This window comes from Streptomyces sp. NPDC000151, from assembly GCF_040301705.1.
In the GTDB taxonomy this organism is placed as follows: Bacteria; Actinomycetota; Actinomycetes; order Streptomycetales; family Streptomycetaceae; genus Streptomyces.
The window spans coordinates 13,281-26,564 of record NZ_JBEPFC010000009.1 but is presented as its reverse complement, the minus strand read 5'-3'; the positions used below and the strand labels follow the sequence as shown (position 1 = coordinate 26,564).

Sequence of the window (13,284 nt, the reverse complement as noted above, 5' to 3'; positions counted from 1 at the left end):
CGATGATCCGTACGAATGTAAACACAAGGGGGCAACGTGTGGCGCGAACTGATTGCCCGCTGGGCTGAGGTTCAACCTCGGGAGTGGACACCGGGTTTCATGCGACGAGTGACAGCGTACGTGACGAGATCAACTGTTGTTCGAACTCGGCTGGTGTGAGATAGCCGAGGGTGGAGTGACGTTGACGCCGGTTGTAGTAGGCCAGCCAGCGGAAGAGTTCCAGCTGGGTCTGGCGCCATAGGCTCCGTGGTGTGCGGCGTGGATCTCCCGGGTCTCGGCGACCGCAGCGGTCTGCTCGGCCTGGCGCTCGGCGCGGGCCTGCGTGGTGGCCTGGTGCCGGTAGCAGCCGGAACGGGCAACGCCCAGGGCCCGGCATATCCGCTTCACACCGATGTCGGCGCAGTTGTCAGAGATGAAGTCCCAGCGGCGGGAGCTCACTTCACCTCCCGGGCGAAATAGTCGGCTGCCCGGCGCAGGATCTCGCGCTCCATCTGCCACTCCTTCTCCGCGTGTCGCAGCCGCTGGTTCTCGGCCCGCAGCCGGGCCAGTTCCTCGGCCGGGCTCTGCGTGCTGCCGCCCGATGGCTCAGGCGCGGACCGGCCGGTGTCCTTGCGGACCCACGTGCGCAGCGTCTCCCCGGTGATCCCGAGATCCGCGGCCACCGCCGCATATGTGCGCTTCCCGTCGGACGCGCGGTACAACGCGACGGCGTCCTTCCGAAACTCCTCCCGGTACGGAGACTGGCGTCCCACCTGGACATGCCTCCCTGGACCACCAAGATCCAAGTATCAGGGTGTCCACTCCAAAGGATCATCCTCAGACCCTCTGACTTCGGTGGCGATTGCGACATCTCCCCGAGTGCAGGAGACCCTCGTGCCCCACCGTGATGCTCCGCCCGACGGGCACGCTGCGTCTGTCCCGTTGTTCTTGACGGCTCATGACCAACACCCCCCTTTGTCGAGGCCTGCGGGCTGAGGTCCTGGCGAGCGGACGTCTGCTCGTTCTGCTCGCCGCCGCTCAGTGCTATGGCCCGGTCTGGATGGTCCCTTCGGTGCTGAAGGGACGCTCGACACTGAATCAAGGGACCGACGGGAACGCCTGACGTCGACGGCGGCGGCAGAGGGTTTGATGCGCTCTGAACGCCGACTGCCTCGGGCGGTGCTTGGGTGGGGTGCAGATTCGAGGGGACTGCGCGCTGACTGTCCGAGACGCCGCCCGCTGGAGTGACTTAGATCACGTGCGTGTGCAGTGAAGCGGGGGAGTGGGGTGCGGAGCGGTGCAGGTCACGGGCATATGCGTGGTGGGCGCGCAGTGGGTGATGCCGTGAGGAGGCGGTGATTCCGCCTCAAGGCAGGGTGAATCCGGGCCAATAATGCCGCTGAGCACCCTGGTTCGCCTGATACCGTCAACCGGGTTGACGACCTCTTGGGGATACGGGGGGAGGGTCTTCAACGTGCTTGCTCGACTTCTGGATCCAGGCATCAAAGGCTTGATGGCGGACATCGTGCCGGTCGGTGTCGAAGTGGCTCAGTCCACCTGCGATGTGTCATCAGGGGCCACTGATCGCGAGTTGGAGTCGCTCGGATGGGCGGTGCCTGCACGGCGCGCCGAGTTCGTGACGGGCAGAGCGCTGGCGCGAAAGGTGCTGAGCGCAGTAGGGGCGCCATCCACTGACTTGGTGCGTACGTCCAGTGGCGCACCGGCCTGGCCCCAGGGGTTCACCGGTTCGATCACCCACTGTTCGGGGTTCCGTGCCGCCGCCGTGGCTGCCCGCCGTGACGTTCGCGCGCTGGGCATTGACGCCGAACCGCACCGTCCGCTCGCCGATGAGCTTGTCAATGCCATCGCCACGCCGGGAGAACGACGTGGTTGGCCGACCGATCCCGGTTTATGGCCGGAGACGGTTGCCTTTTCCGCCAAGGAAGCGGCGTGCAAGGCCCTTTACGGACTGGGCGCGAGCCTCCTTGACTTCGCGCAGTTGCGGATCGAGCTGAGGGGGCTGTGCCGGCTCGGTGAGGGTGCCTGGCGCGGCAGGTTTGACGCCCGCCTGCACCGCACCCGCCAGGCCCCGGGGCTGCCGGCCGACGTCACCGGGCGTTGGCTGGTTACGGATTCCCTGGTCTTCACCGCAGTCGTCCTGGAGACGGCGGCCGGCATGGGGCGGTGCGCATGACGGGCACGGAAGAAACGTGGACGATAGCGGATGTTGCCGAGTGGATCGCGGCGTACGTAGCTGAAGAACTGGCCGTACCGGCCCACGAACTGGACCGCAATGCGACCTTTTCCTCGGTTGGGATGAGCTCCCAGGCTGCCGCGGCCATGGTCGGGCGTCTGGGGCTGCGCCTCGGGCGTGACCTGGCCGTCGCTACGGTGTGGGCTGCCCCCACCGTGAACAAGCTCGCAGCCGCTGCGGTGTCCAGGGAGAAGGCCGCCGATGCCGCAGCGGGAAGGCGAAGACGCATCGGCGGGGAACCAGCCGAGCCACTGGCGATCGTCTCCATGGCGGCGCGGCTGCCGGGCGCCGACACTGTCTCGCAGCTGTGGGAACTGGTCCTGGCCGGCCAGGACGCAATCGGACCGGCGCCGAAGGGGCGCTTCGCCGACGGCCGGGCGCCGGCGCTCGACGCCGGATACCTGCGGCAGCAATTCGATGAGTTCGACCATTGCTTCTTCCATCTCACCCCACGCGAAGCATCGGCACTCGATCCGGTTCAGCGGCTCTTCCTCGAGGTCTGCTGGGAGGCGATCGAGACGTCTTCGCTGCTCCGTACGGGCCTGCACGGCAGCGCGACGGGCGTCTACGTCGGCAGCATCTGGAACGAGCACGGCGCGGTATCCCGGCCGGGGCGGCACACCATGCACACGGCGACCGGCTCGAGCCTCTCGATGGTCGCGAACCGGATCTCTTACCTCTACGACCTGCATGGGCCGTCGGTCACCTTGGATTCCGCCTGCTCGTCCTCCCTGGTGGCCGTGCACTTGGCCGCCCAGGCCCTGCGACTGGGCGAAATCGACGCTGCCATCGTGGGAGGCGTCAACCTCCTTCAGTCGGCAGCCACCACGGCCGACCTCATCGCCTTCGGCGGACTCGCGCCCGACGGACGCAGCAAGGCTTTTGCCAACCGAGCGGACGGCTTTGGCCGTGGCGAGGGCGCCGTAGCGCTGGTCGTGAAGCGGCTCGCCGATGCCGAGCGGGACGGCGACCACATCTGGTGCCTGCTGCACGGAAGCGCGGTCAACAACGACGGGCACACCAATGGGCTGACAGCGCCCAGCCCCCGCGCACAACAGGATGTCATTCAGGAGGCGCATGCACGGGGCCGGACCGACCCCGGACAGGTGCGATTCGTCGAGACACACGGCACCGGTACGCCTCTGGGCGACCCGATCGAGGCGGCTGCCCTGGCCGGCGCTCTGGAAGGAGCGGCGGAGCCCGTCCAGCTCGGCACGCTCAAGGCGAACATCGGGCACCTCGAGGGGGCCGCGGGCGTTGCGGGGCTCGTGAAGGCGGCTCTCGTCATGCACCACGGCGTCGTCCCGCCGTGCATCCTGGCCGGTGAGGTGAATTCTCACATCGATCTCGATGCTCTGAACCTGGCCGTGCCGTCCACTTCGGTGTCCCTGCCGTCCGGCGAGCCTGTGCTGGGCGGGGTCAGCAGCTTCGGCTGGGGCGGTACGAATGCGCACGTCGTGGTCGGCCCCTATCAGCGGGAGCCCGCTGTCACAGACGCCTCACCCGTCCGGGACGGCGACCGGTCCGCGCTGTCCGACGGTATGCAGCAGACCGGCGACGTGGTGTTCGTGCTCTCACCTTTCGGCGGTCAATGGGCCGGAATGGCTCGTGACTTGCTCCGGTCCGACCCGGTGTTCCGCGCCGCGGTCGCCGAGTGCGACCGCGGCGCGGCGCCGGTGCTGGGGACCTCCATTACGGAACTGCTCGCCTCTGGGGCCGACCTCGAACCGTACGGCGTGGCCGTGTGCCAGTCCGCGATCTACGCGATCCAGGTCGGGCTGACCCGTAGCCTGGCCGCCCGCGGAGTACACCCCACCGTGGTGGTCGGGCACTCGCTCGGCGAAATCGCCGGTGCGGTCGCCGTCGATGCGCTCACGGCACACGAAGGCGGTCGTGTCGTCGCACACTACGCGGCAGCACAGCAGCGGCTGGCCGGCCGGGGCCGAGCGGTTGACGGCGCATGGACTCGCCGTGGCCCCGGTCGTCGCCATCGACCTGATGGAGCACCCCGACGATCACGGTGATGCCCCGTCGCGCGCACGGCTGCTCGAGTGGTTCGCCCGGGACGTCGCGCATATCGCCGGCGCGCCCGATCCACTGGCCGGGTACGACCTGGAACAAGTCGACAATCCTGACGAGGCCCTGGTCGAACGGCTGCGGGCCGGCGAACTGCTGGACGGCGACACCGATCAGGAGACGATCGACGGACTGCTCTCCCGATTCGTCACCAACGCCCGCGCCCTTGCCGACCACAAACCGGGCAGTTACGGGTCACCGGTCGTGCTGATCCGCGCGAGCGAGGGCGCCTCCGAGGCTGTGACCTCGGCATGGGCCACTCATTTCACCGAGCACGTCGCCGTCCACACCTTCGAAGGTGACCACTATTCCCTTCTGCGCCCTGATCAGCTCGATGCACTCATCACGACGGTGCGCGACGCCTGGGCCACTTCAGACCACCGAACGGCAGTCCCGTCGCTCGGCTCACACAGTTCAGAGAGGAACTCATCGTGACCGCTTTCACCCGCCACGACGTCTCGTCGGCCCCCGAAGCCGCACGTCCCATCATGGAGAACACCGCCAAGGGCTTCGGTTTTGTGCCCGCGCCGGTGGCATTGATGGCCGAGTCGCCGGAGCTGCTCGAGGGCTTCATGAACGGTAACGCGCTGTTCAACAAGACCACCTTGAGCCCCATCGAGCGCGAGGTCTTCATCCTCACGATGGCCACCACAGTGGAGTGTCACTACTGCGTGGCCATGCACAGCGCGATGCTGAAGCGCAGCAACGCCGACCAGTCCCTCATCGAGGCCCTGCGCGCCCGCAAGCCGCTGGAGGACGCGAAGCTGGAGGCCATGCGGGTCTTCACCCTCGCGGTGATGGAAGGCCACGGACATGTGGCCGACGAGACCATGAAGGCATTCTTCGACGCCGGCTACACCCAGCGGAACGCGCTGGAGGTCGTGCTGGGGCTGGGCGTCTACACCATCTCGACCTACGCCAACCGCATGACTGACGCACCGGTCGACGAGCCCTTCAAGGCTTTCGAGTGGCACGCAGAGCACTGAGAACCGAGAGACACAGCGGGGGGACAGGTCGATGATGAGGAAAGTACGTGGGCGCTGGTTGCTCGGTCTCGGGCTCAGCGTTGCTGCTCTGCTCGGGCTCGCGCCGTTGGTCTCGGCCACCGGCGCGGCCCGTTCTGTGGCAGCGGAGCCGGCCGAGGCGAGCAGCTTGCCGGCTCTGACGTCGTTCAACAAGGTCTCGCTCGGCGATGGCTTCGTCGAGACTTTGTACGCCGCCGACGCCGCCCGGCATCCGAAAGTGCTCGCCGTCCGAGTCGACGCAGCGGCCATGAAGTCGCTGCCGTCGGCGCCGAGCCATGACGGTCAGACGTGCTTCGACAAGGACGGCGGCGGCATCGACCTCGAAACGGACTGTGCGAGTGGCCACGAGCGTGACCTGTGGTTCCCGAAGCTCGACGGTCTGCCGTTCAAGTGGCTGATGTTCAACTGGCAGATGCATGGTCACGGTCCCACGCATGTCTTCGACAAGCCGCACTTCGACCTGCACTTCTTCATCCAGGATTTCGCGGCCCGGAATCAGATACGCAACGGGCCGTGCAATCTCGTCATCAACTGCGATGACGACGCGAAGGCCAAGAAGACCGTGCCGGCACCGTACGCTCCTGAGGGCTGGGGGCTGCCCGGAGCCGCGGGTCGTATGGGGAACCACCTCATCGACCCCAATGCGGCTCCGGCCAACGGTGATCCGTTCACTCAGGCATTCTCCTACGGTACGTGGGACGGGCACATCACGTTCTGGGAACCGGTGCTGAACAAGGACTGGATCGTCGCTACGAAGCCTTCAGCGGCGTGCCGATCGATACCCCAGACACCGGCGGTGGAGAAGTCCGGGTACTACCCCACCCAGATGTGCACGCGCTACGGCTCGAACGGTGACATGACGTTCACGCTGGAGAAGTTCGTGGAGCGGACGGCACCCGAGAGCGCCGAGGACCCTGCGGGGGTCACTGACACTCGCGCGCAGTCGGAGTCGGTGCAACGGCACCACTGACGACTGGCTTCGTGCAGCGTGCCCGTGCGACTCACCTGAGTCGCACGGGCACGCGCCTGTTTGTCATTTCCCGGGACACCGGCAACCGGACAGGGGGCCTGAGAAGTGGTGGGCGTCCCGGTAGGCCGGCGGCAGTCAGGCTCCCAGCCACCCCACGATGCGATCCAACCCGTCGGGCTGTCCCACCTTCTCCAGTGCGTCCTGGACCAGAGTCATGTCGTCTTCGCCGACCTCCGCCGCCCATTCGTCGCGCAACTGGTTCAAGATGTCACCCGACAAGGTCAGCGCCTCCACGCCACGTGCCGTCAAAGTCACCTCGACCTGACGCTGATCCCTGGCGCTGGCCTTCCGCTGTACGTAACCGAGCTTCTCCAGCCCTGCCACCGTCTTGCTGGCGGCCTGCTTGGAGACCCCGAGCCGTCGGCCGAGATCGGTGATGCTCCCGCCCCCACTGATCATTTGCATGGCGATGCCGTGCGCCGGGCGCAGATCGGGGTGCCCCAAGTCGGCGAGGCGCACGTGCAACTCGTCAATGAGGACACGGAATGCCGAGAGGAGAAGAAAGGGAAGCGCGTTCCCGGGGCGTTGGGGCGGCATATGAGACCTAAGGGGCTACGTTCGCTCGATCGCAGGCGAACCTTATCAGTCGGTTGACATGAGAAGCAGATCTGTCAATGACGCCTTATCACCTATTCGTCCGCCTGTCACACACTTCATCCCTGTGGCATCCGCCTGACTGCTGGGATGGTGGCCACCGCCCTGAGGCCCTAGGAGTGCGGCACATCTCCTGGGGCGGTGTCGGAGTTCCGGGAGACGCTCCCCTTTGCGGAACTCTACGAGCCATTTGGTGACCTTGTGTTCTTTGGTGACAACGGCGGTGGAGATCAGTTCGCCCTGCGGCGAGGTAGTGCCGATGGTCCTATTGTGGTCTGGGACCACGAAACTGACTCGCGAACCGTAGTGGCCGAGACTCTTCAGGAATATCTTGTGCGAGCGTTTGAGTCCGACGGTGAGGACTGGTATCGGTGACAACCGGCCATCTGATTCTGACCTCTGTCTCGGTCGCCGGTCGCGGCTCTCCTGCACGCCCATTTTCCACCGTCTGGGGCCTTCCGTCGGTATCCGCCCGGGCCCGGGAGTGGTCGACGCGCGGACAGCGGTGGGCAGGGTGAGCGACTGACTGGCGGGCGACGAGCGGAATAGGTGACCCAGGCCGGTCGTAGCCCGCGGCCACGCGGGCTCGCGGCCTTACGAATGACCCGGGCCTGTTCATCGACCGACACCTGTGCAGCCCCAGCCCGACACCCTACGGCAGCCGCAGTTCGTCCCGAAGTGCCGGCGTGTGTGTATGGAGCGTGTCGGTCCTCGGACACTCACACTCACTGGTAGTCCACGGGCACCAGCACTTTTTGCTTGTGGAGTCGTAGGTGAAGGTGAGACCGAGCCGGCGGTAGAGCGCGGCTCGCTCGGTGCACTCGGCGTCGCCCAGCGCTCGGGGCAGATCTTGGTGGGCTTCCGCTCGGCCGCGTGCGGCGCGTGTCTCGATGTCGGGTGCCGCGATGCAGGCGCGGGGCATGGCGTCGATGGTGTTGTCGATGCGGTTGGCCAGCGCGTATTCGTTGGGATGGCGGCAGCGGTAGCTGTCCTGCTCGGCATCGCTGTATTTCTGCGCAGATCTTGCTGCGGTCCGGGCTGCCGCTGCACCATCTTTACCTGACGGGTTCGGCTGGTGTTTCTGGCGCTGCAGTTTGGTGAGGTGCGTAACTTCCGGACTGGGAAAAGAAGTTGTATAGCGTGTCAGCGTCACAAAAGCGGTGCGTGAGTGACTTCCAGGGGGATCTTGGTGAAGGTCGCGTTCGAGCAGAAGAACTCCGGCTGGGAGCACGGTGGCCCTGATGAGGCCGGTGTCGGGAACGAGCGTAACGAGCTGCGTCTACTGCACAGATGGCTGCTCGATGCACGACGGCGACGGGAGCACAGCGCCACGGTCGTGGTACGTGAAGCGGTGCGACCCGGCGAGATGGGGGGCAGCCTCGAGGCCATCTTGGCGTCAGTGTCGACTGTCGTTTCGCTGGTCCAGTTGCTCATGTCGTACGACACCTGGCGCCAGGCTCGCAGGCCCGGGTCGGAGATTGTCATTCGTGTCCGTGGAGCCGCCCCTGGCGATCTTGAGGTGGCCCGTCGGGACGTCCCAGGCGTCACCGTGCTGTCCGACGAGGACGAGGATGAGGGGGAGGATGAGGGCGAGGACGAGGACGAGGCGGGCGGCGAGGGCCAGGAAGGCAGAGGAGACGCCGACGCGCCTCCGGAGGGCGAGCGATGACCTCGCCCGACACGCCATTGGGCTCCCCTGGACACCTGGGGCGGATCGATCCGGCACGCTCGGCGTGCGTACTGATCGGTGTTGATGCCTACACAGAGCTGGAGCCACTGCGCAGCGTGCGGCGGAACCTCACCGAACTCGCGGTGGTGCTGGCCGACGAGAGAATTCTCGGCATCCCTGCGAGCCGCATCACATCAGTGCCCAATCCTCGGTCGGCTGCGGAGCTGGTGGGCTCGATCCGCGCGGCGGGGCAGATCGCCACGGACACATTGATCGTGTACTACGCGGGACACGGCCTGTTGGACTGGGAGGACGAGGAGCATCTGTATCTGACCCTGCCCGACTCGGTCAAGGACGAGCCGGAGACCTCCGTCCCTGATTCCTATATTCGGCGGGCCATACGCGACAGCACCGCCGAGCGCCGCGTCCTGCTGCTCGACTGCTGCTACAGCGGCCGGTTCCTCCAGGGCGAAATGTCTGCCGTCGACGCCGCCGACCAGGGCGCGCGCCTCGAGGAAGGCGCTGGAGGGCATGACCGGCTCGTATGTGATGACGTCTTCTTCCGGCACTCGCAAGTCGCTCGCTCCGGACCCCAAGCGCTGCACGGTGTTCACGGAGGAGCTCGTCGGCGTCCTGCGCGAGGGTGTGCCGGACGGGCCCGAGATGCTGGCGCTGCACGGGGTCTTCGAGGCGGTCCACGAGCGTATGGCGCGGCGGAAGCTCGCCCAGCAGCAGGAACCGCAGGTCCGGGACGACGGCGGTGTGGGCACACTGTCGTTCGTACGGAACGTGGCGGTGGCCCCGCCACCACAGGCACAAGAGCCGGCCCCGCCGCACTCCCCTTCCAGTCGAAGGCGGCTGTGGTGGTTCACGGCGGGTGCGCTGGCCCTGGGCATGATCGCCGGGTTCACCGTCGTCCCACGCGCGGTCGACTGGTGGCACGAGCGTAACCCTCAGCCCGCTGGGGGTGTGTGCTCGGACCGCGCGAAGCTGCTCAGTTACTCCGATGCACTCGATAAACAGCAGGTATTGGGCGAAAAGGTGGAAGGTCTCTCAGCGCTCGCCCTCACCCGCCCCACGGAGGGCTGGGCGCTGACGGACAATGCCCCGGGGCGCATCTTCCCGCTGCGTCTCGGCGGGGCGACCAAGCTCGAACCACGGGTGCAGCGGGCCAAGACGCTGCGTACGCCGAGCAGCGGCACTGCTCCGTCGCAGTGGTTCGACGGCGAGGGCCTGGTCGTCGAGCGCAGTGGCAAGAGGGACAAGACGGTACTGGTTGCGTCCGAGACGGGCCCGGCCATCCGGCGCTTCAGCATGACTACGGGCAAACAGGTGGGCAAGGCCCTGCCGATCCCCCCGCAGTTCCGCGCTCGGCCGAAGGGGGACGCGCAGGCCGGGCGTACCCTGGAGTCGCTCGCGGCGTCCGCAGACGGACGTTATCTGTACGCCGCGATGGAAGGCCCGCTGGCGACGGACGGCGATGCCCGGGGTCGTAACCTGCTCCGCATCCAGCGATATCGCGGCACGCCCGGCGGCGCCTACAAACTCGACCGGCAGTACGCGTACAAGACCGGTGAGGGCATGTACGTCGCGGAACTGGCCACCGCCGGGGACGACCGGCTGCTGGCGCTGGAACGGCAGTACGTGGCCGGCATCGGCAACACCATCCGGATCTACGATGTCCCGCTCCAAGGCGCCGCGAGCGTGGACGAGCACACGGCGCTGTACGACCAGCCATCCGACGTCTTCCTCCACAGCCGCCTGCTCGTAGATCTCGCGGACTGCCCGGCGGGCGACGCAGGCGTCGTCCCCACCACGAGCAAGCAGCTCAACCCGCTGCTGCAGAACGTGGAAGGCATGGCTCTCGGCGAGCCCTGGACCAAGGGCCCGGACAAGGGACACCGCCCGCTGTACCTGATCTCGGACGACAACGGGAGCAGTGAACAGATCACCCGCGTCTACGCCCTGAGTGTGCGCTTGGATCGGTGACGAGCCGAGCGGTACGCGGGCGGGTCAGTTCCAGGCCAGGCGTTCCCGGTCGTGGGGGTCGTTCACCTCGGTCCATTCGGTGTTGATGCGCATTGTGGTTCGGTGCTCGTTGTTGTACGGGGGCCAGCCGGGGTTGCCGGTCGTGGCGAATCGGATCCAGGTCTCGTGCATGCGGGTGGCGAGATCCGTGGGGGACTTGCCGGGGCCGAGGAGGGCGTGGGGGCCGTGTAGTTGGGGAAGGTGTGTGAGGTCGAAGACGAAGGGGAGTTCCACCGCGTGCGTCGCGCCGAGTTCGCCGTCTGCGGCCTCGGAGCGCCACGCGAACTCGTAGCAGAAAGTGCCGGAATCGGGGTGGCCGGCATGTGCGCCGGCCAGGGCGCGGCTACCCGCGCCGAACAGCGCGTCACCCATGATGGCGGACCGCAGCTCGCCGAAGGATGCCTCGGGGCGCGCCTTCCGGTACGCCGCGACGATTCGGGCGGGATCCGGGTGCGCGCGGGCCGCCGCCGCGTCGACGTCCTCGGCGGTCGAGGTGGAGTAGTGCCCCATGGGGACGAGGTAAAGGTTTCCCTCCTCGGCGTTGGTGCCGATGAGCAGGTCGACGTCGGTGCCGTGGCCGGCGGCGACGGACGCGGCGGGCTGCGTGTCGAGGACAAGGCTGAAGGGGCTGAGCCCGATCAGCGGGTCGCGGTGCGTCTCGGTCCGCAGATCGATGCCCGCGAGCCGGGAGGCGGCCTCGACCAGGTCGTCGTCGGAGACCTCCGCGAAGGCGTCGGCGTGTGGCTCGATGCCCAGGTAATCGGATGCCGCCCTGGTGACGCGGTAGGCCTGCTCGGTGGTGAAGGCGCCCAGGCCACTGCCGCTCTGGATGATCGCCCGGCGGAAGAGGCCGTCGGCCTCGGGCGTGGCGAGGACACCACCGACGATGGTTGCCCCGGCCGACTGGCCGAAGAGGGTGACGTTGTGCGGATCACCGCCGAAGGCGGCGATGTTCTCCCGCACCCAGCGCAGCGCGGCGACGACGTCGAGCAGACCGCGGTTGGCGGGCGCGCCGGGGAGGTCGAGGAAGCCGGCGATGCCGAGCCGGTAGTTGAGGGTGACGAGGACGACGCCGTCGCGGGCGAAGGCGGAGCCGTCGTACATCGGGGACCGCGTCGATCCGGCGACGAATCCGCCGCCGTGGACGAACACCATGACGGGCAGACCGCCACCGGCCATGACGGATAGACCGTCAGCGGCGATGGCAGGCAGATCGTCACCGGCCGTGGCAGGCAGGCCGCCCCAGGCCGTAGCAGGCAGATCGCCACCAGCCATGGCAGGCAGGCCGCCCCCGGTCATGGCAGGCGCCCAGACGTTGGCAGTGAGGTAGTCCGCGCCGCGGCTCCAACCGGCGCCGAAGTAGGGGGACATGTCCACGTTGCCGAGTTTGCGCTCGGACTGCGGTGCGTTGGGGCCCGGCACGGTGGCGTCCCGTACGCCGTCCCACGGTTCGTGCGGCTGGGGTGCCGCGAACCGGCCGGCGCCGCGGGGCGGGGCGGCGTAGGGGATGTTCAGGAAAGCGGCGGTGGTGTCCTGGCGCACGCCGCGGACAGCCCCCTGCGCCGTGGTCACGACGGGGGCGGGGTGGTGGTTCACAGTGGTGCCTTTCCGCGGGGCTCAGGTCTGGTCGGTGTAGGGGGTGAAGGGGGCCCAGGCCTTGATGGCGAACGCGTTCCCGTCGCGTGACACTTCCGCGGCGCCGTGGCCGCCCAGGTGCGCGGGGATCACGAGTGCGTTGTTGTCGGCCGCCCAGCCCAGCACCTTGCGTCGGGTGGCGCGGGCGCCGGCGGGGTCCTCGCAGAAGCAGCTGTTGGCGTCCGGCTCCAGGATCTGCACGGGGCTGTGCAGCATGTCGCCGACGAACACCGCGCGGTCCGTTCCGGAGGTGAGGGTCAGTACGGAGGAGCCGGGGGTGTGGCCGGGAGCCGCGTCCAGGCGGAGGCCGGCGTCGATCCGGTGGCTGTTCTCCCACAGCAGTGTCCGGCCGGCCTGGTGCACCGGGGCCACGCTGTCCTCGAAGACGTTCTGGTTGCCGCGGCCGAGCAGCGGCTTGTGGCCGTTCTCGGGATTCCAGAAGTCGAAGTCGTTCTTCGGTATCAAGTACGTGGCGTTGGGGAAAGTGGGGACCCAATGCCGACCGTCCAGGTATGTGTTCCAGCCGACGTGATCGACGTGGAGGTGTGTGTTGATGACGATGTCCACGTCCTCGGGCGCGACGCCGGCCCGGGCGAGATTGGCCAGGAAGTCCGTTTCGAGGTGGCTCCAGATCGGTGAGTACGGTCGTTCCTTGTGATTGCCCACGCCGGTGTCGACCAGGATGGTTCTGCCCTCGCTGCGCAGCAGCCAGGTCTGGATCGCGGAATTCACGGTATTGGTCTCGGAATCCAGGAAATGCGGGGCCAGCCAGGAAGCGCCGTCTTCCCACGCCTCCTTCGGGCTTTCCGGAAAGAAGGTGTCGGGCGTCATGTCGACGGAACCGTAGTATTCCCGAATTCGAGTGATGGTGACATTGCCGAGCTCGATCTGTTCCATGAGAGGAAAGGTACGAGCGCTCTCGGGGGCCCGGTATCCGTCATGTGACTGCACCTCGGCGCCCGTGTCCCCGGACATCGGCCGCACCGCTTGTAGC

At 67.4% G+C, this 13,284-nt stretch carries 12 protein-coding genes and 2 pseudogenes; 9 read left to right on the top strand and 5 right to left on the bottom strand.

The genetic code is table 11. From position 1 onward, the window contains the following. Positions 1 to 231: 231 nt before the first annotated feature. Positions 232 to 752, bottom strand: a pseudogene (locus tag ABT381_RS05070) (transposase); the annotation flags it as partial. A 701-nt stretch (positions 753 to 1,453) separates the two neighbouring features. Here ABT381_RS05070 and ABT381_RS05065 point away from each other — a divergent pair. From ABT381_RS05065 to ABT381_RS05045, 5 genes are read left to right on the top strand one after another with little or no spacing between them, the layout of a single operon-like run. Beyond that, positions 1,454 to 2,173: a 4'-phosphopantetheinyl transferase family protein gene (locus tag ABT381_RS05065; protein WP_351587840.1), complete on the top strand. Its 720-nt coding sequence runs from the start codon at positions 1,454 to 1,456 to the stop codon at positions 2,171 to 2,173. Continuing rightward, positions 2,170 to 4,257 carry a beta-ketoacyl synthase N-terminal-like domain-containing protein gene (locus tag ABT381_RS05060; RefSeq protein ID WP_351587837.1) on the top strand — a complete coding sequence of 696 codons (2,088 nt, stop codon included), beginning with the start codon at positions 2,170 to 2,172 and terminating at the stop codon, positions 4,255 to 4,257. The genes ABT381_RS05065 and ABT381_RS05060 overlap by 4 nt, the downstream gene beginning before the upstream one ends. After that, complete coding sequence (locus ABT381_RS05055; RefSeq protein ID WP_351587834.1) at positions 4,205 to 4,744, top strand: hypothetical protein; 540 nt, start codon at positions 4,205 to 4,207, stop codon at positions 4,742 to 4,744. Before ABT381_RS05060 ends, ABT381_RS05055 begins: the two co-directional genes overlap by 53 nt. Then, on the top strand, positions 4,741 to 5,295 hold the full coding sequence (locus tag ABT381_RS05050; RefSeq protein ID WP_351587831.1) for a carboxymuconolactone decarboxylase family protein: 555 nt from the start codon (positions 4,741 to 4,743) through the stop codon (positions 5,293 to 5,295). The genes ABT381_RS05055 and ABT381_RS05050 overlap by 4 nt, the downstream gene beginning before the upstream one ends. Positions 5,296 to 5,326: 31 nt before the next feature. Next, complete coding sequence (locus ABT381_RS05045) at positions 5,327 to 6,304, top strand: hypothetical protein (RefSeq protein WP_351587828.1); 978 nt, start codon at positions 5,327 to 5,329, stop codon at positions 6,302 to 6,304. Between the two features lie 135 nt (positions 6,305 to 6,439). Here the strand turns inward: ABT381_RS05045 and ABT381_RS05040 are convergent, their stop codons facing one another. Further along, positions 6,440 to 6,823 (bottom strand): MarR family winged helix-turn-helix transcriptional regulator, encoded by a 384-nt coding sequence (locus ABT381_RS05040; RefSeq protein ID WP_351587825.1) that lies wholly within the window; start codon positions 6,821 to 6,823, stop codon positions 6,440 to 6,442. Positions 6,824 to 7,099: 276 nt separating this feature from the next. On the opposite strand from ABT381_RS05040, the gene ABT381_RS05035 reads away from it, so the two are divergent. Continuing rightward, on the top strand, positions 7,100 to 7,333 hold the full coding sequence (locus tag ABT381_RS05035) for an SMI1/KNR4 family protein (protein WP_351587823.1): 234 nt from the start codon (positions 7,100 to 7,102) through the stop codon (positions 7,331 to 7,333). A gap of 277 nt (positions 7,334 to 7,610) precedes the next feature. On the opposite strand, the gene ABT381_RS05030 is transcribed toward ABT381_RS05035, so the two are convergent. Next, positions 7,611 to 8,111, bottom strand: coding sequence for a hypothetical protein (locus tag ABT381_RS05030; RefSeq protein ID WP_351587820.1), 501 nt, complete (start codon positions 8,109 to 8,111; stop codon positions 7,611 to 7,613). Positions 8,112 to 8,147: 36 nt separating this feature from the next. Here ABT381_RS05030 and ABT381_RS05025 point away from each other — a divergent pair, with 36 nt between their 5' ends. The 3 genes and pseudogenes from ABT381_RS05025 (at position 8,148) to ABT381_RS05015 (ending at position 10,616) form a co-directional block, all read left to right on the top strand. Next, entirely contained in the window at positions 8,148 to 8,627 is a 480-nt protein-coding gene (locus ABT381_RS05025; RefSeq protein ID WP_351587818.1) for an effector-associated constant component EACC1, read from the top strand. Next, positions 8,624 to 9,064 (top strand): annotated as a pseudogene (locus tag ABT381_RS05020) (caspase, EACC1-associated type); the annotation flags it as partial. The gene ABT381_RS05025 and the pseudogene ABT381_RS05020, both read left to right, overlap by 4 nt. Positions 9,065 to 9,233: 169 nt before the next feature. Continuing rightward, on the top strand, positions 9,234 to 10,616 hold the full coding sequence (locus ABT381_RS05015; protein WP_351587816.1) for an esterase-like activity of phytase family protein: 1,383 nt from the start codon (positions 9,234 to 9,236) through the stop codon (positions 10,614 to 10,616). 24 nt (positions 10,617 to 10,640) lie between these two features. On the opposite strand, the gene ABT381_RS05010 is transcribed toward ABT381_RS05015, so the two are convergent. Together ABT381_RS05010 and ABT381_RS05005 are read right to left on the bottom strand one after the other, a co-directional pair. Continuing rightward, positions 10,641 to 12,251, bottom strand: coding sequence for a carboxylesterase/lipase family protein (locus ABT381_RS05010; RefSeq protein ID WP_351587813.1), 1,611 nt, complete (start codon positions 12,249 to 12,251; stop codon positions 10,641 to 10,643). Positions 12,252 to 12,272: 21 nt separating this feature from the next. Then, complete coding sequence (locus tag ABT381_RS05005; RefSeq protein WP_351587810.1) at positions 12,273 to 13,187, bottom strand: MBL fold metallo-hydrolase; 915 nt, start codon at positions 13,185 to 13,187, stop codon at positions 12,273 to 12,275. Positions 13,188 to 13,284: the final 97 nt, after the last annotated feature.